Source organism: Micromonospora sp. NPDC005298, assembly GCF_040607375.1.
Taxonomy (GTDB): Bacteria; Actinomycetota; Actinomycetes; order Mycobacteriales; family Micromonosporaceae; genus Micromonospora.
Genome location: NZ_JBEXGP010000013.1, coordinates 81,245 through 102,689, shown reverse-complemented (window position 1 = coordinate 102,689; position 21,445 = coordinate 81,245). Strand labels below are relative to the sequence as shown.

At 72.8% G+C, this 21,445-nt stretch carries 20 protein-coding genes; 19 read left to right on the top strand and 1 reads right to left on the bottom strand.

Going from position 1 to position 21,445, the window contains the following annotated elements:
• Nucleotides 1-43 precede the first annotated feature (43 nt).
• The 5 genes from ABZS77_RS19195 to ABZS77_RS19175 are packed head-to-tail and all read left to right on the top strand — an operon-like array spanning nucleotide 44 to nucleotide 7,356.
• Entirely contained in the window at nucleotides 44-2,053 is a 2,010-nt protein-coding gene (locus ABZS77_RS19195) for a hydantoinase/oxoprolinase family protein (protein ID WP_354824258.1), read from the top strand.
• A 2-nt stretch (nucleotides 2,054-2,055) separates the two neighbouring features.
• Nucleotides 2,056-3,621, top strand: a complete 1,566-nt coding sequence (locus ABZS77_RS19190; RefSeq protein WP_354824255.1) for a class I adenylate-forming enzyme family protein — start codon at nucleotides 2,056-2,058, stop codon at nucleotides 3,619-3,621.
• The gene (gene purB / locus ABZS77_RS19185; RefSeq protein ID WP_354824253.1) at nucleotides 3,621-4,979 is read left to right on the top strand and encodes an adenylosuccinate lyase; all 1,359 of its coding nucleotides are present in this window, start codon (nucleotides 3,621-3,623) and stop codon (nucleotides 4,977-4,979) included. Before ABZS77_RS19190 ends, purB begins: the two co-directional genes overlap by 1 nt.
• Nucleotides 4,976-5,737: an enoyl-CoA hydratase/isomerase family protein gene (locus ABZS77_RS19180; protein WP_354824249.1), complete on the top strand. Its 762-nt coding sequence runs from the start codon at nucleotides 4,976-4,978 to the stop codon at nucleotides 5,735-5,737. The genes purB and ABZS77_RS19180 overlap by 4 nt, the downstream gene beginning before the upstream one ends.
• Nucleotides 5,734-7,356 carry a thiamine pyrophosphate-binding protein gene (locus ABZS77_RS19175; RefSeq protein ID WP_354824246.1) on the top strand — a complete coding sequence of 541 codons (1,623 nt, stop codon included), beginning with the start codon at nucleotides 5,734-5,736 and terminating at the stop codon, nucleotides 7,354-7,356. Before ABZS77_RS19180 ends, ABZS77_RS19175 begins: the two co-directional genes overlap by 4 nt.
• Before the next feature lie 5 nt (nucleotides 7,357-7,361).
• On the opposite strand, the gene ABZS77_RS19170 is transcribed toward ABZS77_RS19175, so the two are convergent.
• The gene (locus tag ABZS77_RS19170; protein WP_354824243.1) at nucleotides 7,362-8,189 is read right to left on the bottom strand and encodes an IclR family transcriptional regulator; all 828 of its coding nucleotides are present in this window, start codon (nucleotides 8,187-8,189) and stop codon (nucleotides 7,362-7,364) included.
• A 121-nt stretch (nucleotides 8,190-8,310) separates the two neighbouring features.
• Between ABZS77_RS19170 and ABZS77_RS19165 the strand changes: the two genes are divergently transcribed.
• The 14 genes from ABZS77_RS19165 (at nucleotide 8,311) to ABZS77_RS19100 (ending at nucleotide 21,439) form a co-directional block, all read left to right on the top strand.
• Nucleotides 8,311-10,350: a hydantoinase B/oxoprolinase family protein gene (locus ABZS77_RS19165; RefSeq protein ID WP_354824240.1), complete on the top strand. Its 2,040-nt coding sequence runs from the start codon at nucleotides 8,311-8,313 to the stop codon at nucleotides 10,348-10,350.
• Nucleotides 10,347-11,333, top strand: coding sequence for a tRNA U-34 5-methylaminomethyl-2-thiouridine biosynthesis protein (locus ABZS77_RS19160; protein ID WP_354824237.1), 987 nt, complete (start codon nucleotides 10,347-10,349; stop codon nucleotides 11,331-11,333). Before ABZS77_RS19165 ends, ABZS77_RS19160 begins: the two co-directional genes overlap by 4 nt.
• On the top strand, nucleotides 11,326-12,153 hold the full coding sequence (locus tag ABZS77_RS19155; protein ID WP_354824235.1) for a 2-amino-5-chlorophenol 1,6-dioxygenase subunit alpha: 828 nt from the start codon (nucleotides 11,326-11,328) through the stop codon (nucleotides 12,151-12,153). The genes ABZS77_RS19160 and ABZS77_RS19155 overlap by 8 nt, the downstream gene beginning before the upstream one ends.
• 20 nt (nucleotides 12,154-12,173) lie before the next feature.
• On the top strand, nucleotides 12,174-12,464 hold the full coding sequence (locus tag ABZS77_RS19150; RefSeq protein WP_354824231.1) for a BMC domain-containing protein: 291 nt from the start codon (nucleotides 12,174-12,176) through the stop codon (nucleotides 12,462-12,464).
• A 20-nt stretch (nucleotides 12,465-12,484) separates the two neighbouring features.
• Complete coding sequence (locus tag ABZS77_RS19145) at nucleotides 12,485-12,811, top strand: BMC domain-containing protein (protein WP_354824228.1); 327 nt, start codon at nucleotides 12,485-12,487, stop codon at nucleotides 12,809-12,811.
• Entirely contained in the window at nucleotides 12,811-13,059 is a 249-nt protein-coding gene (locus ABZS77_RS19140) for a EutN/CcmL family microcompartment protein (RefSeq protein ID WP_354824225.1), read from the top strand. The genes ABZS77_RS19145 and ABZS77_RS19140 overlap by 1 nt, the downstream gene beginning before the upstream one ends.
• 58 nt (nucleotides 13,060-13,117) lie before the next feature.
• On the top strand, nucleotides 13,118-14,596 hold the full coding sequence (locus tag ABZS77_RS19135; RefSeq protein WP_354824392.1) for a 2-hydroxymuconic semialdehyde dehydrogenase: 1,479 nt from the start codon (nucleotides 13,118-13,120) through the stop codon (nucleotides 14,594-14,596).
• The gene (locus ABZS77_RS19130) at nucleotides 14,593-15,387 is read left to right on the top strand and encodes a fumarylacetoacetate hydrolase family protein (protein ID WP_354824222.1); all 795 of its coding nucleotides are present in this window, start codon (nucleotides 14,593-14,595) and stop codon (nucleotides 15,385-15,387) included. Before ABZS77_RS19135 ends, ABZS77_RS19130 begins: the two co-directional genes overlap by 4 nt.
• Entirely contained in the window at nucleotides 15,384-16,295 is a 912-nt protein-coding gene (locus ABZS77_RS19125; RefSeq protein WP_354824219.1) for an acetaldehyde dehydrogenase (acetylating), read from the top strand. The genes ABZS77_RS19130 and ABZS77_RS19125 overlap by 4 nt, the downstream gene beginning before the upstream one ends.
• Nucleotides 16,292-17,314, top strand: a complete 1,023-nt coding sequence (dmpG, locus tag ABZS77_RS19120; RefSeq protein WP_354824216.1) for a 4-hydroxy-2-oxovalerate aldolase — start codon at nucleotides 16,292-16,294, stop codon at nucleotides 17,312-17,314. The genes ABZS77_RS19125 and dmpG overlap by 4 nt, the downstream gene beginning before the upstream one ends.
• Entirely contained in the window at nucleotides 17,311-18,024 is a 714-nt protein-coding gene (locus ABZS77_RS19115; protein ID WP_354824214.1) for a fumarylacetoacetate hydrolase family protein, read from the top strand. Before dmpG ends, ABZS77_RS19115 begins: the two co-directional genes overlap by 4 nt.
• The gene (locus ABZS77_RS19110) at nucleotides 18,021-18,437 is read left to right on the top strand and encodes a RidA family protein (RefSeq protein WP_354824212.1); all 417 of its coding nucleotides are present in this window, start codon (nucleotides 18,021-18,023) and stop codon (nucleotides 18,435-18,437) included. Before ABZS77_RS19115 ends, ABZS77_RS19110 begins: the two co-directional genes overlap by 4 nt.
• A gap of 151 nt (nucleotides 18,438-18,588) precedes the next feature.
• On the top strand, nucleotides 18,589-20,574 hold the full coding sequence (locus ABZS77_RS19105; RefSeq protein WP_354824210.1) for an acyl-CoA dehydrogenase: 1,986 nt from the start codon (nucleotides 18,589-18,591) through the stop codon (nucleotides 20,572-20,574).
• Between the two features lie 28 nt (nucleotides 20,575-20,602).
• Nucleotides 20,603-21,439, top strand: coding sequence for an MBL fold metallo-hydrolase (locus ABZS77_RS19100; protein WP_354824208.1), 837 nt, complete (start codon nucleotides 20,603-20,605; stop codon nucleotides 21,437-21,439).
• Nucleotides 21,440-21,445: the final 6 nt, after the last annotated feature.

The window sequence follows — 21,445 nt, the reverse complement described above, 5'->3', positions numbered from 1 at the left end:
CGTCACCGCCGCACGGTCCCCCTCCCACGAAAGGCACTCCCGCATGCTCTGCATCGGCGTCGACATCGGCGGCACCTTCACCGACGTGATCGTCTACGAGCCGGCCACCGCACGGCTCGCCGAGGCGAAGACCCTGTCGACGCCGCACGACCCCGCCGCCGCGATCTTCGAGGGGCTGGCCAAGCTCGGCGTCTCACTGGACGCGGTGGAACGCTTCGTGCACGGCACCACGCGGGTGACGAACGCGCTGCTGGAGGGCTCCGGCGACCCGGTCAGCGTGGTCACCACCGCCGGCTTCCGCGACGTGTTGGAGATGGGCCTCGGGCATCGGCCGCGGCTCTACAGCGTCAAGGAGGCGGCACGTCCGTCGCTGGCGCCCCGCTCGCTGCGGCACGCCCTGCGGGAACGGATCGCCGCCGACGGCGAGGTCACCGAGCCACTCGACCCCGGTCACCTGGACGAGGTGCTGGACCGGGTGGCGGCTGCCGGGCCAGGGGCCGTGGCGGTCTGCCTGCTGCACTCGTACCGCAACCCCGCCCACGAGCGCGCAGCGGCGCTGCGGCTCGCCGAGCGCCACCCCAACCTGGTCTGCACCGTCTCCTCCGACGTCGTACCGGAGCAGGGCGAGTACGAACGGTTCGCCACCACCGTGCTCAACGCCAGCGTCCGGGGCGCCGTCGCCGACTACCTGCGCGGGCTCGGCACCGCCCTGGCGGGTGCCGGGTACGTGCAGCCGCTGTCCATCATGACCAGCAGCGGTGGCGTCGTCTCCACCGACGAGGCCAGCCGCCTGCCGATCAACCTGGCCCTCTCCGGCCCGGCGGGCGGTGTCGCCGCCGCCGTCCACGTCGCGGGCCTGGCCGGATACTCGAACGTGATCACCTGCGACATCGGCGGCACCAGCACCGACGTCTGCCTGATCAAGGGCGGCGCGCCGCTGATGACCAGCGACGGGACGATCGCCGGATACCCGAACCGGACATTCCAGGTGGAGATCAACACGATCGGGGCGGGCGGCGGTTCCATCGCCTGGCGCGACCTCGGCGGCGAGCTGCGGATCGGGCCGCGCAGCGCCGGTTCCACGCCCGGCCCGGCCTGCTACGGCCGTGGCGGCACCGAGCCGACCACCACCGACGCGCACCTGCTGGTCGGGCACCTCGACCCGCAGGAGAGCCTGGGCGGTGAGGTGCGGCTGGATCCCGCGCCGGCGGCGGAGGCCGCGACGGCGCTCGCCGGGCAGCTCGGGCTCGACGACATGGAACTGGCGCACGGCATCCTGCGCCTGGCCACCATCAAGATGACCAGCGCGATCAAGGAGATCTCCGTCGCACGCGGGCACGACCCGCGCGACTTCGTGCTGATGCCGTTCGGCGGGGCCGGGCCGATGCACGCCACCGCGCTCGCCGACGAGTTGGGCATCAGCCGCGTGCTGGTGCCGCCGGTGCCGGGCAACTTCTCGGCCCTGGGATTCGTCACGGCCCGCGCCCGTCACGACTACGTCCGTACCGTCCTGGTGGCCGCCGACGAGCCCGGGCTGGCCTCGGCACGGGCGGTCGTCGCGGAGTTGCAGGACGCGGCCCGGGCACAGCTCAAGGCGGAGGACGGCGTCGAGGCCGACCAGGTCTCGTTCGCGCTGACTGTGGGAATGCGCTTCCGCGGACAGAGCCACGACCTGGCGGTCGCGGTGGCCGACCTGCCCGCCACGGCCGAGGATCTGGTGTCGGCGTTCCACGACGCGTACGCCGAGCGGTACGCCTACGTGCGCACCGGCCACCCGGTCGACATCGTCAACTGCCGCCTCACCGCCTTCGGGCCCAGCCCCGAGGTGCGCTTCGCCGCGCCGGCCAACGGCGAGGCCCGACCGGGCCACACCCGGCTGTACGGGCCGGACGGCTGGGTGGACGCCGCGGTGTGGCGGCGCGCCGAACTGGCGCCCGGTGTCGCGGTGACCGGCCCGGCCGTGGTGCGCGAGAACGGCAGTACGACAGTCGTCGGGGCCGGCTGGCGCGGCGCCGCCGACGAGCACGGCAACCTGCTGCTCACCCGGGACTGACCGTGCCGTCACTCGCCCTCGACGCCGTCCTGCTCGACGGGGCGGCCCGGCACCCGGACCGGCCGCTGTACGCGTTCGCGGAGCTGGACCGCCCGGTCACGTACGCCGAGTTCGCCGAGCTGGCGGGTCGGGGCGCGGCGGTTCTGGCCGCCCACGGGATCGGTCGCGGTGACCGGATCGCCGTGTGGTCGGAGAACAGCCTCGCCTGGCTGACGTTGCTCGCGGCGGCGGCCTGGCGCGGCGCCACCCTGGTGACCCTGCACCCGGGTCTCACCGCCGCGGAGCTGGCCGAGACGGTGACCCGCGCCCGGCCCCGCCGGCTGTTCGCGGCCGGTCGGATCCGGGACCGAGACGCGACCGCCGAGGCGGCCGCCGCCCTGGCCGGGTCGCCGTACGCGCCGGACGGTGTCCACACGCTCGCCGACGACGGCGGCCGGGGCGCGCTGACGGCGTTGGCCGGCTGGGCTGACGCGCCGCCCGAACCGGCCGGTGACGCCGACGCCGTGCTGAACATCCAGTTCACCTCCGGCTCCACCGGCCCCGCCAAGATGGTGGCGCTCACCGCCCGGAACCTGGTGCGCAACGCGCAGTGGACGGCCCGGGCGGCCGGGCTGCGCCAGGCCGACACCCTCGCCTCACCCCTACCGCTGGCGCACGCCGCCGGGCTCAGCAGCGGCGCGGTGCTCGCGCTGGTCACGGGGGCGCTCTGGGTGTCGACGCGCCGGTTCCGCTCGGAGACCGTGCTGGACCTGGTGGAGCGGCACCGCTGCACCGTGCTTCAGGCCGTACCGACGATGGCCACGATGCTCGCCGACCGGGTCGAGGGCGAGCCCGGCCGGTGGGACCTGTCGTCGCTGCGCGTCGGCTTCCTCGGCGGCGCGCCGTGCCCGCCCGCGCTGCGCGAGCGCACCACGCGCGTGCTGGGCCTGGACCGCACGGCCGTCGTCTACGGTCAGACCGAGGCGGGTCCCACGATCAGCGTCGACCCGGGCGACGGCAGCTGCGCACCGATCGGCCGGACCGTCGGCCGGATCGTGCCCGGCCTCGACGCCGCCGTGGTGCGGCCCGGCACCGGTGACGCCGTATCGCCCGGCGAGGCGGGTGAGCTGCTGGTGCGCGGCGAGTCGGTCATGTCCGGCTACGTCGACGACCCCGCCGCCACCGCCGCCGCCCTGACCGCCGACGGCTGGCTGCGCACCGGCGACCGCGGCGCGATGACCGCCGAGCGCGTGTTCACGCTCACCGGCCGGGTCAAGGAGCTCATCATCCGTGGCGGCGAGAACGTCAGCCCGGCCGAGGTGGAGGCCGCGCTGCTCGACGACGCCGCCGTCGGCCAGGCGTGCGTGCTCGGCGTGCCGTCGGCGCGCTGGGGCGAGGAGGTCGGTGCACTGCTGGTCGCCGCGCCCGGCGCCCGGCTCGACACCGAGGTCGTCGTCGCCGCCGTCGCCGGGAGGCTGGCCCGACACAAGCTGCCCACCCGGGTACGCGCGGTCGCCGCACTGCCCCTGCTGCCGTCCGGCAAGGTCGATCGGCGCGCCGCGCTGACGCTCTTCGAGGGGGAGAACTGATGCAACTCGGGTCGTGTTTCCTCGATTCGCTGACCGTCACCAGCTTCTTCGGCAACGCCGAGATGCGCGGAGTCTTCAACGACAGGCAGCTCATGCAGTCCTGGCTGGACGTGGAGGCCGCGCTGGCCCGCGGGCAGGCGTCGCTCGGGATCATCCCCGGGGCGGCCGCGGAGGCGATCACCGCGACGGCGCGGCTGGAGAAGCTGGACACCGCGGCCCTTGTCGCCGATGCCGAGGACACCGTCCACCCGCTGGTGCCACTGGTGCGCGCCCTGACCGCCGCCTGCCCCGGTGACGCCGGACGGTACGTGCACCTGGGCGCCACCACACAGGACGTGATGGACACCGGGTTCGTGCTGCGCGCCCGCGCCGGCCTGGACGTCGTCGGGCGCCAACTCGACGAGCTGGTGCGGCTGCTGCGCCGGCTGGCGCTGCGGCACCGCAGCACCCCCATGCCGGCGCGTACGCACGGCCAGCAGGCCCTGCCGACCACGTTCGGGCTGCGCTGCGCGGTGTGGCAGAGCGAGCTGCAACGCCACCGGGACCGGCTCCGCGAAATGCGCGCCCGGCTGCTGGTGACCAGCATGGGCGGGGCGGCGGGCACGATGGCGGGGTACGGGCCGCAGGCGTTCGCGCTGGAGCGGGCCGTCGCCGACGACCTGGGCCTGGCCGTGGCGGACACCCCGTGGCACGCCACCTCGGACCGGTTCGCCGAGTGCCTCATGGTGCTGGGCATGGTGGCGTCCAGCGGCGAGAAGCTGGCCCGCGAGGTGTACTTCCTGGGCCGTACCGAGGTCGGCGAGGCGTACGAGCCGCAGCGCGCGACCCAGGTCGGCAGCAGCACGATGCCGCACAAGCGCAACCCGATCCGCTGCGAGGCGGTGATCGCGGCGGCCGGCACGCTGCGCGCGCAGGTGCCGCTGGCCCTGCAGACGATGGTGGCGCAGGACGACCGGGACATGGGCGTCGGCATGACCCTGTGGAAGCTTCTCCCGGAGTGCTTCATCCTCATCGGTGGTGTCCTGGAGCGCCTGGTGGAGGTCTTCGGTGACCTGGGCGTGAATCCGGACCGGATGCGCGCCAACCTCGATCTCACCGGCGGGCTGGTGCTGTCGGAGGCGGTGATGCTGCGGCTGGCGGGCACGCTGGGCCGCGAGGAGGCGCACCACCTGGTGATGCGGGTGGTGCGCGACAGCCTGGAGCAGGACCGCCCCTTCGCTGACGTGTTGCGCGCCGACCCGCAGGTCGCCGCCGCCCTGCCCGGCGAGGATGTCGCCGGGCTGCTGGACCCGCTGTCGTACGTCGGTCACGCCGCCGCCCTGGTGGACCGCGCCCTGCTCACCTCGGAGTCGCCATGACCAGCGCACCGTCCACCTCGTCGCCCGTGCTCCTCGACCGGGCGGGTCGGCTGGCCCGGATCACTCTGAACCGCCCACACCGGCGCAACAGTTTCGACCTGGCGATGCTGGCCCGGTTCGAGGACGTGCTGCACGAGGTGGGACGCGACTCCGAGGTGGAGGTGGTGGTGCTCACCGGTGCCGGGTCGGCGTTCTGCGCGGGTACCGACCTGGACGAGCTGGCCGGTCTGGACGCCGCCGCCACCATGCAGGTGCAGCGCCGCACGGCCGAGCTGGTGGAGCGCTGGTACCGGTTGGAGCAGACGACGGTGACCGCGTTCAACGGCCCGGCGATCGGCTCCGGCGCGGTGCTCGGGCTCGCCGCCGACCTGCGCGTCGCGGCGGACCGCTGCTTCTTCACGTTCCCGGAGGTCACCTTCGGCATTCCGCTGACGTGGAGCGGCATGGCGATCCTGGCCGACCTGGTGGGGGCGGACCGGGCGAAGCGCTGGCTGCTGCTGGGAGAGCGGATCGGCCCGGCGGAGATGCTGCGCCACGACCTGGTCACGGCGGCGGTGCCGGCCGACGAGCTGGGCGCGGCGTGTGACGCGGTGGTCGAGCGACTGCTGACCGTCTCGCCGGTGGGCCGGTCCATGACGAAGCGGGCCGCGCGCCTGGCCGGACCGCGCTTCGAGGCCGCCGCGAACGACTCCTACCTGGGTGCGCTGAGCGTCGCGTTGCGGCCGGCCGGCCCCTACCCGAAGGGCGGGCAACGGTGAAGGTGTACCAACTGCTGGCGGACGCGCTCGTCGCGCACGGCGTCGACACGGTGTTCGGCCTGCTCGGCGACGCCAACATGTTCCTCGTCAGCGACCTGGTCGGCCGGCACGGTGTGCGGTTCGTCGCGGCCCGCAACGAGAACGCCGCAGTGATGATGGCCGACGGGTACGCCCGCGCGACCGGCCGGTGCGCCGTGGCCACGGTCACCCAGGGGCCGGGGCTGGCTGTGGCGGGTGCGGCGCTGACGATCGCCCGCCAGGCGCGTACCCCGCTGGTGCTGGTGGCGGGTGACACGCCGCCCGGGGATCCGGGGCACGTGCAGAACTTCCCGCAGCAGCCGTTCGCCCTGGCGACAGCGGGCCACATGGTGCAGGTGGTGGGCGCGGCGGGGGCGGTCCGTGACGTCGCTGCGGCGTTCCGGCTGGCCCGCTCCGCACCGGGGCCGGTGGTGCTGAACGTGCCGATGGACCTGCAGGACGAGGACGTCCCGGAGGACGTTCCGCAGCCGGTCGCGGTGGCCGAGCCGCGCCCTCCGGGGCCGCCAGCGCCGCACCCGGACGACGTGGCGATGCTCGCGCGGCGGTTGCGGAGCGCGAAGCGCCCGGTGGTGCTGGCCGGCCGGGGCGCGCAGGAGGCCGCGGCGGCGGTACGGGAGTTGGCGGATCGCGGCGGGGCGGTGCTGGCCACCACGCTCATGGGTGCTGGCGTCTTCGCGGACCACCCGTACTGCCTGGGGGTGGCGGGTGGGCTGGCCCGGCCGCTGACCCGGCGGGTGCTGGGCGAAGCGGATCTGGTGCTGGCGTTCGGTGCCGGGCTGAACCGGTGGACGGCGGATCACGGCCGGTTGTTCGCCCAGGCCGAGGTGGTGTGCGTCGACACCGACGCGGCGGCGATCGGCGCGCGCTGGCCGGTGGACGCCGGGGTGGTGGGCGACGCGGCGGTGGTGGCGGCGGCGGTCTCGGCGGCGCTGCCGCCGGTCCAGCGGCCACGGTGGCGTTCCGCGGAGCTGGCGCGGGAGGTGGCGGCGGCCGACCCGTTCGCCGGTCTGGTCCCGTTGCGGGCGGCGGACCGGATCGACCCGCGGGCGTTCCTGCGGGTGTGCGCCCGGCGGTTGCCGGCGCGCCGCACCACTGTGGTGGGGGTGGGGCACTTCGGCGGCTGGCCGAACCTGCTGCTGGACTCACCCGCGGTGGACCGGGCGCTGATCGCCCCGTGGGACTTCGGCAGCATCGGCGTGGGGCTGCCGTTCGCGGTGGGCGCCGCGGTGGGCCGCCCGGACCGGCCGGTGGTGGCGTTCGAGGGTGACGGGAGTCTGCTCACCGGGCTGGGTGAGCTGGACACGCTCGCCCGCACGGGTGCCGCGGTACTGCTGGTCGTTCTGGACGACGCCGCGTATGGCGCGGAGGTGCGCAAGCTGCGACCCCGGGGGGTGGATCCGTCGCTCGCCCGTTTTCCCGAGCGCGACCTCGCCGGGGTGGCGCGGGCGCTGGGTGTGCCTGCCTGGACGGTGACGGACGAGGCCGGTGCCGACGCCGCGTTCGACGCGGTGCTGCCGGTCACCGGCCCTGCCCTGCTGCACGTGCGGGTGCACCCCGGTGTCGTGCAGGAACACTTCTGAGCCGGTCAGTCCCCCCAGATCGCGCCGACGCCGTGGCCCATCTGACGCGACAGTTCGTTCGCGGTGCGGACGGCGGCGGCGGCCAGCTCGGCGACGCGGGCCTCGTCGAGGCGGAAGATCGGCCCCGAGACGCTGATCGCGGCGGTGACGTGGCCGAGACGGTCGCGTACGGGGGCGGCGACGACGCGCAGGCCCTCCTCGCTCTCCTCGTCGTTGAGTGCCCACCCCTGCTCACGGACCTGGTGCATCCGCTTGGCGAACGTGTCGAGGTCGGTGATGGTGTTCCGGGTCAGCGGCGTGAACTGAGTGCCGGCGAACATGGCCCGGATCTGCTCGTCGTCGAGGTCGACCAGCAGGGCCTTGCCGGCCGCGCTGCACCACAGGGGGATGCGGCGGCCGAGGCGGGAGACGAGCTGCACGTTGCGGGTGCCGTGCTCGATGTAGATCGACAGGGCGTCCGAGCCGTCGCGGATGGAGAGGTTCACCGACTCGCCCTCGTCCTGGGCGAGTTGGTGCAGCAGCGGCCGGGCCAGGGCGTGCATGTCGAGCCCGGCGAGGAAACAGGCGCCCAGCTCGAAGACGGTGACGCCGAGCCGGTAGGCGCCGGTCTCGTCGTTGCGGTGCAGGAAGCCGGTGTCGGCGAGGGCCCGGAACAGCCGGCTGGCTGTCGACTTGTGCAGCCCGAGCTCCCGGCTGACGTCGCTCACCTTGCGTTCGACGCTGCCACCGCGGAAGGCCAGCAGCACGCTGAGGGCGCGGTCGAGCGCCTGGGTGCCGGACTCCCGGGCGACGGGTTCCTCCGCAGCTGAAGAGGGTTCTGCGGCCTGCGACATCTTGCTTCCCACTTTCTCGGTTGATAGTGTTTCACAATATAAACCACGGACCACATTATGGTCCACGTGAGGTCAAGGCCGAACCGCTCGGCACAACGAGCCGGAACACATGAGGCGTCGCATGACCAAGACGTTGAACCCGATCGACCTCGAGATCGTCACCGAGGGTCTGATCTCGATCGTCCGCGAGATGCGCCAGACGATCTTCCGCACCGCGCACTCCCCCGTCATCGCCGACGCGCAGGACTTCTCCTGCGCACTGTTCGACCCCAAGGGCCAGATGGTCGCCCAGGGGCGCGACATGCCCGGGCACGTCATCGCCATGCCGGCCTCCGTCGCCGAGATCTTCGCCGACTTCGCCGACGAGATGCGCCCCGGCGACCTGTACATCGTCAACGACCCGTACCGGGGCGGCAGCCACCTCAACGACGTCACCCTGATCACCCCGGTCTTCGTCGACGGCGAGCTGTTCCTCTTCCCCTGCGTGCGCATGCACTGGGCGGACATCGGCGGGATGACCCCCGGCAGCGTCTCCGGGCAGGCCACCGAGATCCTCCAGGAGGGCCTGCGCATCCCGCCGATCAAACTGATCGAAGAGGGGCGCCCCAACGCCGCCGCGTACGCCATCCTCTTCGCCAACGTGCGGATGGCCGACGAACGGCGCGGCGACCTGGAGAGCTGCATCGCCGCCTGCCACACCGCCGAGCGGCGACTGCGCGAACTCGTCGGACGCTACGGTGCCGAACTCCTGCTCGACAGCGTCGCCGCCAACATGGACCGCACGGAGCAGCGGCTGCGCGACCGCATCCGCGAGTTGCCCGACGGCGTCTACCGCTACGAGGACTACCTCGACCTCTACACCGACGGTCGGTACGATCCCGCGCTGGTGCGCTGCGTGCTCACGGTCGACGGCGACGAGATCGACGCCGACTTCCGCGGATCGTCCACGCAGGTCGCGGCAGTCGTCAACTCCTCGCATGCCATGACCGTCGCTGGCGTCTTCATCGCCGTCAAGAGCGCGCTCGATCCCGGCGGCCTGGTCAACCACGGCGCCTTCCGTCCGCTGCGGGTGCACACGGAGCCGGGCACCGTCGTACACGTCGCCTATCCGGCGCCCGCCAACGCCCACAGCGAGGTGCGCAAGCGCGTCATCTCCGCCGTCATGGCCGCGCTGAGCCAGGTCGCGCCCGACCTCATCGCGGCCGACCAGTTCGGAACCACCTTCCAGAACCTCATCGGTGGCGTGGACCAGCGCACCGGCCGGCCCTACCTGTACTACGACTACCCGGCCGGCGGCAACGGCGGGTTCCTGGAAGCCGACGGACCGAGCGCGATGAACCCCGTCGACCTCGGGGACATCTCCACCATCCAGTCCGTCGAACGGCTGGAGACCGAGATCCCCATCCTCGTCGACGCGTCCGAGCTGCGCCTCGGCTCGTGCGGAGACGGAGTACGCCGAGGCGGGCTCGGCAGCCGACGCGAAACCCGACTGCTCGCCAGCACCGGCGCCTACTCCGTACAGACGGACCGCACCACGGTGCCGCCGTACGGTCTGCACCACGGCGGCCCCGGTGCCCCGACCGTCACGTACGTGGTCCGCGCGAGCGGCGAGCGGGTCGACTTCGAGACCCCCGGCAAGGTCGCCGGCTTCCCGATGCGTGCCGGCGACGTCCTCGTCATGGAGTCCGCGGGCGGCGGAGGCTGGGGTGACCCGCTCGACCGTGAACCCGCCGACGTCGCCGATGACGTCGCGCAGGGATACCTCACCGCCACCGAGGCCGAGCGCCGCTACGGCCTGCGCCTCGACGACGACGGCCGCGTCGACACCGGCGGGACCGCGGCGGCCCGGCGGGAGATGCGCGCGGGACGGCGATGGCTGCGTGTCACCACGAGCGACCGGAGGCCGTACGCCGGGGAGCGCGGGCGGCAGCGGCTCGCCTACGTGGCCCCCGGCGCCGGCCTGGCCGAGGACGCCCTCGTGGAGATCCACGGCGCGCACCCCGCACCCCTGCGGGCCTGGGTCCGGCACGACGCCGACCTGGCCGACGACCAACTGGCCCTCGACGACGACGGGCTGCAGATCCTCGGCGCCGAACCCGACGAGCGCACGTTCGTGCGGGTGCTGGCCGACCGGGGCACGACCGGGGAGGGACAGGCATGAGCAGGGTCTTCCGGGTTCCCGTGGCGCCCGCCCGCACGGGCGGTGCCCGCCGCACCGAGACCGCGGACCGGCTGCCGGAGGTGCCGTCCGCCCGCGCCGGCATCGTCGCGGGGGTGCTCAGCCCGCACCCACCACACCTGATCTACGCCGAGAACCCGCCGCAGAACGAGCCACGCTCCACCGGCGGGTGGGAGGTGCTGCGCTGGGCGTACGAGCGGCTGCGGCAGCGCATCCGCGAGGTGCACCGCCCGGACGTACTGATCGTGCACGCCCCGCACTGGATCACGATGGTCGGCCACCACGTGAACTGCGTGCCCAACCCGCGCGGGGTCTCCGTCGAGCCGATCTTCCCGCACCTGTTCCGCTACTCCTACGACTTCCGCTCCGACGTGGAGCTGGGTGAGGCCATCGCCGACGAGGCCAGCGACCTGGGCCTGGTCACCCGCAAACTGCGCGACCCTCGGGTACGGGTGGACTACGCCACCATCGGCGCGCTGCACCTGGTCAACCCGGCCTGGGACATCCCGGTCGTGTCGCTGTCGGCCAACAACAACCCGTACTTCTACTCCGACGCGTCGCTGGAGGAGATGGAGGTGCTGGGTGAGGCGACCCGCCGGGCCGTCGAGCGCACCGGGCGCCGCGCCGTGCTGCTGGCCTCCAACTCGCTGTCACACCTCCACTGGCACGAGGAGCCGGACCTGCCGGAGGACATGGAGCGCGAGCACCCGTACAACAACCACCAGTACCGCTGGGACATGAAGTTGCTGGAGGCGATGCGCCGCGGCCCGACCGCGCCGCTGCGGGAGCTGATCAGCGAACACATCGAGGCGACCTCGTCGGAGACCAAGGCGGGCAGCCTCACGTGGATGCTGGCCGCGATGGGCTGGCCGCAGGTGCCCGGTGACGTCCTGGGCTACGGCACGATCATCGGCACCGGCAACGCGGTCGTCGAGTGGACCCCCCAGGGAGGACACCGTGGCTGACACCGGGATCGTCGCCGGTGCGCTGCTGCCCGGCATGCCGCACCTGCTGGCGGAGAATCCCGCCAAGTGCTGGGCCGACCTGGCCGGCGCCGCCCGCGACGTCGGCGACCGGCTGCGCCGGCTCAAGCCCGACGTGGTGCTGCTGCTGTCCACGCAGTGGTTCACCGTCCTGGGCCACCAGTTCCAGTGCGACCCGAACCCGCGCGGCGAGCACGTCGACGAGAACTGGTACGCCTACGACTACGGCCTGCTCCGCTACGACCTGCGCTTCGACGTGCCGTTCACCGAACGGTGGGCCGATCACGTGCAGAAGGGCGGCATGCAGGCCCGGCGTACCCGCTACGACGGGTTCCCGATCGACACCGGCACCATCATCACGTCGGCGCTGCTCGACCCGGATCGCGAGCTGCGCTGGTCGCAGGTGTCGTGCAACCTCTACGCCGACGCGCAGACGCTCGCCGACGTCGGCGCGGCGGGCGCCGCCGCGGCCCGCGAGGCCGGCGTACGCGCCGCCGTCGTCGTGGTCACCGGCATGTCGTCAGGCCTGATCCAGCAGTGGATCGAGCCGCACGAGGACCACATCGGCGACCCCGCGCACGACCGCTGGAACCGGCGGGTGCTGGACCTGCTGACCGCCGGCAAGGTCGACGAGGTGCTGAAGATCCGCGAGGACTTCGCCCGCCAGGCGCAGGCCGACAGCCAGTTCCGCGCGCTGGCGTTCGCCGCCGGCGCCGGGGCGGCCGCCGGTCCGGCGCAGCTGCACGCGTACGGACCGCTCTGGGGCACCGGCGGCGCCGTCCTGTCCTGGAATCTGCCCTGAACACTGGAGAAGGAGAACTCATGCGGAACATGGCTGCCGGCTTCGTCGAGGCCGAGGGCTACACCGCCATCTTCGACGCGGTCGACGCGATGGTGAAGGCCACCGAGGTCGAGGTGACCCGCGTCGTCCGTCTGGGCGGCGGCATCGTCGCCGTCGCGCTGCGCGGCGACCTGGCCACCGTCGAGGAGGCCGTCGACATCGGCGAGGCAACCGCCAAGGCCAAGAGCCGGACGGTGCACTCCATCGTCTTCGCCAGCCCCTGCGACGCCGTGTCGGCGCTCGCCGTGGACCCCCGCCTCGTCGGCAACTGACCCGGTAAGGAGAACAGCACATGCCTTCTGACATCGCCATCGGCATCGTCGAGACCCGGGGCGTCGTGGCCCTGTCCGCCGGAATCGAAGCCATGATCAAAACTGCGGACGTCCGTTGCGTCGCCGTGGAGCGGGTGACCAGCGGCTACCTGGCCGTCGCCGTGCAGGGCAGCCTCGCGGCCGTCCGGCAGGCCGTCGCCGCTGGCGAGGCCGCCGTCCGGGCGCACGGCGACCTGCGCAGCTCGCAGGTCTACCCCAAGCCGCACCCCACCACCGCCGCGCTGCTGGAGGATCCCGAGGCCGCCCGGATCCGCGAGGTCATGGCGAGCCTGCGGGGAGAGAGCTGATGCTGCTCGGTGAGGTCGTCGCGAAAGTCTGGCCGGACAAGATCCTGCCGTCGCTGCAGGGCCGCCGGCTGGTGCTGGTCCGGCCCCGGGGCGACGGACACGACCTCGTCGCGATCGACCCGCTGAACGTGGGCGTCGGCACCGTCGTGCTGGTCGCCACCGACGAGGCGGCCGCCGCGGCCACGGGCGAGCCGACGGCCGACGCGGCCGTCGTGGCGCTCGTCGCCGACTCCGCGACCGAACGATAGGGACCGAGAGGCGTTGCCCATGACATCCGGGCGTACCACCCACTGGCCGAGCGCGCTGATCGACGGCCGCCCGAGCGGAGATCTGCTGCTGCCGAACTACGTCGGCGGTGAATTCGTCACCGGCGGCACCCCGTTCGCGAAGGTGTCGCCGGTGACCGGCGAGACGATCCTGCACGTCGCCGAAGCCGACGCGTCCACGGTGGACTCCGCCGTGGACGCCGCGCGGGCCGCGCTGCGCGGGCCGTGGGGCGCGATGGGCGAGGGCGAGCGGGCCGTCGTGCTCCGCCGCGTCGCCGACGAGTTGGAGCGCCGCTTCGACGATCTCGTCGCCGCCGAGGTCGCCGACACCGGAAAGTCGGTGACGCAGGCCCGCACATTGGACATCCCGCGCGGCGCCGCGAACTTCCGGACGTTCGCCGACATCATCACGTCCACTCCGACCGAATCGTTCACCACGGTCACGGCGGGTGGCGGGCGGGCGCTGAACTACGCCGTCCGCAAGCCGGTCGGCGTGGTGGCGATCATCGTTCCGTGGAACCTGCCGCTGCTGTTGCTCACCTGGAAGGTGGCGCCCGCGCTGGCCTGCGGCAACGCGGTGGTCGTCAAGCCCAGCGAGGAGACACCGTCGTCGGCGACCGTGCTGGCCGAGGTGATGGCCGCGGCCGGCGTGCCCGACGGCGTGTTCAACCTGGTGCACGGCTTCGGCCCCGGCTCGGCGGGCGAGTTGCTCACCCGGCACCCCGGCGTGGACGCGATCACCTTCACCGGCGAGTCCGCGACCGGCTCGGCCATCATGCGCTCCGCCGCTGACGGGGTGAAGGCCGTCTCCTTCGAGTTGGGCGGCAAGAACGCCGGGCTGGTCTTCGCCGACGCCGACCTGGACGCGGCCGTCGAAGGCTCCGTGCGGTCCAGCTTCACCAACGGCGGCCAGGTGTGCCTGTGCACCGAACGGCTGTACGTGCAGCGGCCGGTCTTCGACGAGTTCGCGGCCCGGCTGGCGAAGCGTGCCGGGGAGTTGGCGTACGGCTGGCCGTCGGAGGCCGCGACGATGACGATGCCACTGATCTCCGGCAAGCACCGGGAGAAGGTGCTCGGCCACTACGACCTGGCCCGTACCGAGGGTGCCACGGTGCTCGCCGGCGGTGGCGTGCCCACGTTCGGCGACGACCGCGACGGCGGCGCGTACGTGCAGCCCACAGTCCTGACCGGGCTCGGGCAGGACGCCCGCACGGTCCGCGAGGAGATCTTCGGACCGGTCTGCCACATCGCGCCCTTCGACGAGGAGGACGAGGCGTTCGCGCTGGCCAACGACAGCGAGTACGGCCTGGCCGCCACCGTGTGGACCCGTGACGTGGGCCGCGCGCACCGGGCCGGGGCGCGACTCGACGCCGGCCTGGTCTGGGTGAACACGTGGTTCCTGCGGGACCTGCGCACCCCGTTCGGTGGGGTGAAGGCGTCCGGTGTGGGCCGCGAGGGCGGCGCGCACTCGCTGCACTTCTACTCCGAACTCACGAACGTCTGCGTGGACCTCGGATGAGGGCCGACATCGACGGCGCGGCCGCGGCACTGCGGGACGCGTACGCCACCGGGGTCGCCCGGACGCCGCTGCGCGACGACCTCCTGCCGGCCGGGGACCTGAGCGCCGCGTACGCCGTGCAGCAGGCGCAGGTCGGGGCCTGGCTCGCCGAGGGCCGTCGGTTGGTCGGGGCGAAGGTGGGCCTGACGTCGCGGGTGGTGCAGGAGTCGTTCGGTGTCTTCCAGCCCGACTTCGGCGTCCTCTTCGGCGACATGGCCGTCCCCGACGGCGCCGAGATCGACCTGCGGGACCTGCTGCAACCGCGGGTCGAGGCGGAGGTCGCGTTCGTCCTCGGGCGGGACCTCCCCGACGAGCAGGTCACCGTCGCCGACGTGGTGCGGGCCACGGACCACCTGCTGCCCGCCATCGAGATCGTCGATTCGAGGATCGCCGGCTGGGACATCTCCATCGTGGACACGGTGGCGGACAACGCTTCCAGCGGCCGGTACGTGCTCGGCACCACCCCGCGCCGGGTGCGGGACCTCGACCTGCGGCTGTGTGGGGCCGTGCTGGAGCACGCCGGCGAGCCGGTCTCCGTCGGGGCGGGAGCGGCCTGCCTCGGCAACCCGCTGCACGCCGTCGCCTGGCTGGCGGCGACGCTCGCCGCGAACGGTCGTCCGCTGCGCGCCGGGGACACCGTGTTGTCCGGCGCGCTCGGGCCGATGGTGGCGGTCACCCCGGGCGCCGCGTACGAGGCCCGGATCTCCGGCCTGGGCAGCGTCCGGGCCTGCTTCTCGAAGGGCGACGCATGAGCACCGGTGTGGCGGTGATCGGTTCCGGCAACATCGGCACCGACCTGATGATCAAAGTGTTGCGGCTGTCGGAGTCGCTGCGGATGGTGGCGATGGCCGGCATCGATCCGACCTCCGACGGCCTGGCCCGGGCCCGCCGGCTCGGCGTGGCCACCACCGCGGGGGGTGTCGACGGGCTCGTCGCGATGCCGGAGTTCGCGGACGTCGGCATCGTCTTCGACGCGACGAGCGCGGGCGCGCACCGGCACAACAACGCGGTGCTGCGCCGGCACGGCACGCGGGTGGTCGACCTGACACCGGCCGCGATCGGCCCGTACGTCGTACCCCCGGTGAACCTCGACGCCCACCTGGGTGAGCGCAACGTCAACATGGTCACCTGCGGCGGGCAGGCGACCGTGCCGATCGTCGCGGCCGTCGCCGCCGTCACGCCCGTGGCGTACGGCGAGATCGTGGCCTCGATCGCGTCCCGCTCGGCGGGGCCGGGTACCCGCGCCAACATCGACGAGTTCACCGAGACGACGGCCCGCGCCATCGAGGTGGTCGGCGGGGCGGGCCACGGAAAGGCGGTGATCGTGCTGAACCCGGCGGAGCCGCCGTTGTTGATGCGCGACACCGTCTACTGCCTCTGCCCGGACGCGGACGCCGACCGGGCGGCGATCGCCGCGTCGGTGGAGGCGATGGCGGCCGCGGTGCGGCAGTACGTGCCCGGCTACCGACTCAAGCAGGAGGTGCAGTTCACCAGGGTCGACGCGCACGTGCCGGCGCTCGGCGGACACTTCACCGGCGTGCAGGTCTCCGTCTTCCTGGAGGTTTCCGGCGCCGGTCACTACCTGCCCGCGTACGCCGGCAACCTCGACATCATGACCAGCGCCGCGCTGCGCACCGCCGAACGGATGGTCTCGTCGTGACCGACCTCTACATCCAGGACGTCACACTGCGCGACGGCATGCACGCCATCGGGCACCGTTACACGGTCGGTCAGGTCACGGAGATCGCGGCGGCGCTGGACGCCGCCGGGGTGGCGGCGATCGAGGTGGCGCACGGCGACGGCCTCGCCGGGTCCAGCGTCAACTACGGCCACGGTGCCACGACCGACGCCGACTGGATCAGTGCGGCCGCGTCGGTGCTGACCCGCGCGAAGCTGACGACGCTGCTGCTGCCCGGCATCGGCACGATCGCCGACCTCAGGGCCGCCCGCGATCTCGGCGTCACGAGCGTGCGGGTGGCGACGCACTGCACCGAGGCGGACATCTCCGCGCAGCACATCGCGTGGGCCCGGGAGAACGGCATGGACGTCGCCGGGTTCCTGATGATGTCGCACATGGCCGACCCGGTCACCCTGGCGGGGCAGGCGAAACTCATGGAGTCGTACGGGGCGCACTGCGTCTACATCACCGACTCCGGCGGCCGGCTCACCATGACGGACGTGGCGCAGCGGGCGGACGCGTACCGGCAGGTGCTCGACCCCGGCACGGAGATCGGCATCCACGCGCACCACAACCTGTCGCTGGGGGTGGCGAACAGCCTCGTCGCGGTCGAGCACGGGGTGCGCCGGGTGGACGCCTCCCTGGCCGGGATGGGTGCCGGGGCGGGCAACGCGCCGTTGGAGGTGTTCGTCGCGGTGGCCGAGCTGAACGGCTGGCAGCACGGCTGTGACGTGTTCGCGCTGATGGACGCCGCCGAGGACCTGGTGCGCCCGTTGCAGGACCGGCCGGTACGGGTGGACCGGGAGACGCTGTCGCTGGGCTTCGCCGGGGTCTACTCGTCGTTCCTGCGGCACGCCGAGAGCGCGGCCGACCGGTACGGGGTGGACGTGCGCACGATTCTGCTGGAGCTGGGCCGCCGCCGGATGGTGGGCGGCCAGGAGGACATGATCGTCGACGTGGCGCTGGACCTGGTCCGGGACGCCGGGAAGGACACCCAGTGATCGACACCCTCGCCGGCCGTCTCGACGAGGCCGCCGTGTCGCGTACGGCGGTCGCGCAGTTCGGGGCCGACGCCGGGCTCGACGTGGCCACCGCGTACTCGGTGCAGGAGGCCCTGGTCGCGCGGCGGCTGGACCGCGGCGAGACGCTGGTCGGGCTCAAGCTGGGCCTGACCAGCCGCGCCAAGATGACACAGATGGGCGTCGACGAGGTGATCTGGGGCCGGCTCACCGACGCCATGCGCGTACCGGACGGCGGCACGGTGAGCCTGTCCGAACGCATCCATCCGAAGGTCGAGCCGGAGGTCGCGTTCCTCGTCGAGGGCGGTGCGATCGTCGCGGTCGCTCCCGCCATCGAGCTCATCGACTCCCGCTACCGGGACTTCCGGTTCACCCTGCCGGAGGTGATCGCCGACAACACGTCCGCGTCGGGCTTCGTCGTCGGGCCGTGGCGGCCGGTGCCGGACGGTGTCGACAACCTCGGCGTACTGCTGGAGGTCGACGGCCGGGTCGCGCAGGTCGGTTCGACGGCGGCGATCCTCGGCGACCCGCGTCGCGCCCTGCCCGAGGCGGCCCGTCTCGCCGGGGACCTGCGGGACGGCTGGGTGCTGCTGGCCGGCGCGGCGACCGCCGCCGTGCCGCTGACGCCCGGCGCGCACGTACGGGTCACCGTCGAGCAACTCGGCACGGCGTCGCTGCGGGCGTCGGCATGAGCGGGGCAAGGACCGTCGCCGGCAAGGCCGTCCCGCGCGGCCGGTTCCCGCATGTCAAGGTCGCGGGCGGTCTGGTCTTCGTCTCCGGTACGAGCAGCCGTCGCCCGGACAACACGATCGCCGGTGCGACCGTGGACGCGCTGGGCACGGCGTCGCTGGACATCGCCGTGCAGACCCGCGCGGTGATCGAGAACATGCGCGACATCCTGCGCGACGTCGGCGCGGACCTGTCCGATCTGGTGCAGGTCACCACGTACCTGGTGACCATGAACGACTTCGGCGGCTACAACGCCGTGTACGGCGAGTTCTTCGACGAGACGGGGCCGACGCGCACCACGGTGGCCGTGCACCAACTGCCCCACCCGCACCTGCTGATCGAGATGCAGGGGGTGGCGGTGCTGCCGCCCGGGTGACGTCACCGGCCGGCCGCCCCGCACCGGTGGCGCGGCGACGCGGCGATGGTGTCCCGTTTCACCGCCGTCTGCCGGACAGGACCACGGTTGGGGACCGTACTCTTGATTGGGTACAGACTGTGACCATATGTCCGGCATCCGGAGGGTGACCATGCCCGATCACGCGTCCGACCGTATCGATCTCGCAGGCCTTCAGGACGTCCTCGACGGACCGTGGGCCAAGGTGCGCAACGCGCACCGGGAGCACCTCGACGAGCGTTTCCTCCCGGTGTACGGCGAGACCGGCGACCAGGCACGTGAGCGGATCACCCGACTGCTCGGCGAACTCCCCGCCGAGCTGGGTATGGCGTCGGCCTTCCCCGCCGAGTACGGCGGCAGCTCGGACGTCGGCGGCTCGATCATCGCCAGTGAGATGCTGGCGCAGGTCGACCTGTCGCTGATGGTCAAGGCGGGCGTGCAGTGGGGGCTGTTCGGCGGCGCGGTCGCGGCCCTGGGCACCCGACGGCACCACGAGGCGTACCTCCGGGACATCGTCTCGGGCGAGATCTTCGGCTGCTTCGCCATGACCGAGACCGGGCACGGCTCGGACGTCCAGCAACTGCGCACCACCTGCACGTACGACCCGCAGACCCAGACCTTCGACCTGCACACCCCGCACGAGGCGGCCCGCAAGGACTACATCGGCAACGCCGCCCGCGACGGGCGGATGGCCGTCGTCTTCGCGCAGCTGATCACGAACGGTGAACGGCACGGCGTACACGCGTGGCTGGTGCCGATCCGCGACGAGCAGGGCAACCCGATGCCCGGCGTGAGCATCGGCGACGCCGGGGCCAAGGCCGGCCTGCTGGGCGTGGACAACGGACGGCTCACCTTCGACCACGTACGGGTGCCGAGGGACATGCTGCTGGACCGCTACGGTCAGGTCGCCGAGGACGGGACGTACTCCAGCCCGATCGAGAACGACTCCCGGCGCTTCTTCACCATGCTCGGCACCCTGGTCCGCGGCCGGGTGAGCGTGGGCGGCGCCGCGTCGGCGGCCACCAAGTCGGCTCTGACCATCGCGGTGCGCTACGGCGACATCCGGCGCCAGTTCGGCACGCCCGACGCGGAGCGCGAGGTGCTGCTCAACGACTACCTGGCCCACCAGCGCAAGCTGCTGCCCGCCCTGGCCACCACGTACGCGCTGCACTTCGCCCAGACCGAGCTGGTCGCCGCGCTCAGCGAGGTGCAGGGTGGCGACGGCCCGGTCGACGACCACCGGCAACGGGAGCTGGAGTCCCGGGCCGCCGGCCTGAAGGCCGCGCAGACCTGGCACGCGACCCGCACCATCCAGACGTGCCGCGAGGCGTGCGGCGGCGCCGGGTACCTGGCCGAGAACCGGCTGCCCAGCCTCAAGGCCGACACCGACGTCTTCACCACCTTCGAGGGTGACAACACGGTGCTGCTGCAACTGGTTGCCAAGGGGCTGCTCACCGGCTACCGGGACGAGTTCGGCTCGCTCGACGGCTGGGGACGCGCCTCCTTCGTCGCCGAACAGGTCCGCGAGATGGTGCTCGAGCGCACCGCCGCGCGGTCGCTCATCGAACGGCTGATCGGCGCCGTGCCCGGTCGCGACGAGGAGGTCGCCGTCACCGACCGCGGCTGGCAGCTCAAGGCCTTCGAGGACCGCGAGCGGCACCTCCTGGACGGCGCGGTCCGCCGCCTGCGGGGCGGCGCGGCCACGAAGAAGGACCGGCCCTTCGACATCTTCAACGACGTCCAGGACCACGTCCTGACCGTGGCCGCCGCGCACATCGACCGGATCACCCTGGAGGCATTCGTCGCCGGCATCGAGGACGCCGCCGACCCGACGGTCCGAGAGCTGCTCTCCCGGGTCTGCGACCTGTACGCGCTCAGCGTCATCGAGGCCAACAAGGGATGGTTCCTGGAGCACGGTCGCCTCACGCCGGCCCGCGCCAAGGCCGTCACGGGAGTGGTCAACGCTCTGCTCAAGGAGCTGCGCCCGCACATGCGCACCCTCGTCGACGGTTTCGCCATCCCGGACCCGTGGCTGCACGCCGCGATCCTGCGCGAGGAACCCGACCGGCAGGAGGCCATGGCCGCCGACGACGAGCAGACGCGCGCCGCGGCGGCGTGAGGCAGTTCGCGGACAGGACGGAGTTGTCATGCGGTACGCCGTTCACCACGTACGCAGGCCGAGCCTGACCCGGGACCTGCCGTACGGCCCGGAGGACCTCCAGTGGGTCACCAACACCGCCACGCTCCTGATCGGCGAGGAGGACGCGGTGCTCGTCGACACCTTCGTCACCGTCGAACAGAACGAGCAGTTGATCAGCTGGGTGCGGTCGTTCGGGCGTCGACTGACCCACGTCTACGTCACCCACGGCCACGGCGACCACCTGTTCGGTCTGGGCCAGTTGGCGCGGGCGTTCCCCGGCGTACGGGCGGTGGCCACCGAGGCGACGGTGGCGGCGGCGCGGGTCCAGACGGGGCCCGAGATGGTGAGTTCGTTCTGGGAGCGGCTGTTCCCCGGCCAGATCCCGGCCCGGCTGACGATCCCCGAACCGCTCGGCGACGACCACCTGGACCTCGAAGGGGAGCGGCTGGAGGTTCTTCAGACCGGCTTCAGCGACACGGCCGGAAGCACGGTCGTCTGGGTGCCGGGCCTGCGGTTGATCGTGGCCGGTGACGTCGCCTACAACGACACCCATCCCTTCCTGTCGGAGAGCACCGCCGCGACACGTCGGGAGTGGGCCACCACGCTCGACCGGCTCGGTGACCTCGACCCGGCCGCCGTGGTGGCCGGACACAAGAACCCGGACCGGCCCGACGACCCCCGCATCCTCGCCGGGACGGCGGCCTACCTGCGCGAGTTCGACCTGCTCGACGCCGACACCACGACCGCCGAGGAGTTGTACCGCGCGATGCTCGACAGGCATCCGCGACGGGTCAACCCCGGCTCGCTGTGGGGTGCCGCGAAGCGCGCCAAGCAGCAGCCCTGACGCCCA

What these genes read in the sequence shown, in the direction of transcription:
- ABZS77_RS19195 (WP_354824258.1), top strand. Translation starts at nt 44, where the DNA reads ATGCTCTGCATCGGCGTCGACATCGGCGGCACCTTCACCGACGTGATC.
- ABZS77_RS19150 (WP_354824231.1), top strand. Translation starts at nt 12,174, where the DNA reads ATGCGGAACATGGCTGCCGGCTTCGTCGAGGCCGAGGGCTACACCGCC.
- ABZS77_RS19140 (WP_354824225.1), top strand. Translation starts at nt 12,811, where the DNA reads ATGCTGCTCGGTGAGGTCGTCGCGAAAGTCTGGCCGGACAAGATCCTG.
- ABZS77_RS19100 (WP_354824208.1), top strand. Translation starts at nt 20,603, where the DNA reads ATGCGGTACGCCGTTCACCACGTACGCAGGCCGAGCCTGACCCGGGAC.
- ABZS77_RS19170 (WP_354824243.1), bottom strand. Translation starts at nt 8,189, where the DNA reads ATGTCGCAGGCCGCAGAACCCTCTTCAGCTGCGGAGGAACCCGTCGCC.
- purB (WP_354824253.1), top strand. Translation starts at nt 3,621, where the DNA reads ATGCAACTCGGGTCGTGTTTCCTCGATTCGCTGACCGTCACCAGCTTC.
- ABZS77_RS19145 (WP_354824228.1), top strand. Translation starts at nt 12,485, where the DNA reads ATGCCTTCTGACATCGCCATCGGCATCGTCGAGACCCGGGGCGTCGTG.
- ABZS77_RS19130 (WP_354824222.1), top strand. Translation starts at nt 14,593, where the DNA reads ATGAGGGCCGACATCGACGGCGCGGCCGCGGCACTGCGGGACGCGTAC.
- ABZS77_RS19125 (WP_354824219.1), top strand. Translation starts at nt 15,384, where the DNA reads ATGAGCACCGGTGTGGCGGTGATCGGTTCCGGCAACATCGGCACCGAC.
- ABZS77_RS19180 (WP_354824249.1), top strand. Translation starts at nt 4,976, where the DNA reads ATGACCAGCGCACCGTCCACCTCGTCGCCCGTGCTCCTCGACCGGGCG.
- ABZS77_RS19160 (WP_354824237.1), top strand. Translation starts at nt 10,347, where the DNA reads ATGAGCAGGGTCTTCCGGGTTCCCGTGGCGCCCGCCCGCACGGGCGGT.
- ABZS77_RS19105 (WP_354824210.1), top strand. Translation starts at nt 18,589, where the DNA reads ATGCCCGATCACGCGTCCGACCGTATCGATCTCGCAGGCCTTCAGGAC.
- ABZS77_RS19165 (WP_354824240.1), top strand. Translation starts at nt 8,311, where the DNA reads ATGACCAAGACGTTGAACCCGATCGACCTCGAGATCGTCACCGAGGGT.
- ABZS77_RS19110 (WP_354824212.1), top strand. Translation starts at nt 18,021, where the DNA reads ATGAGCGGGGCAAGGACCGTCGCCGGCAAGGCCGTCCCGCGCGGCCGG.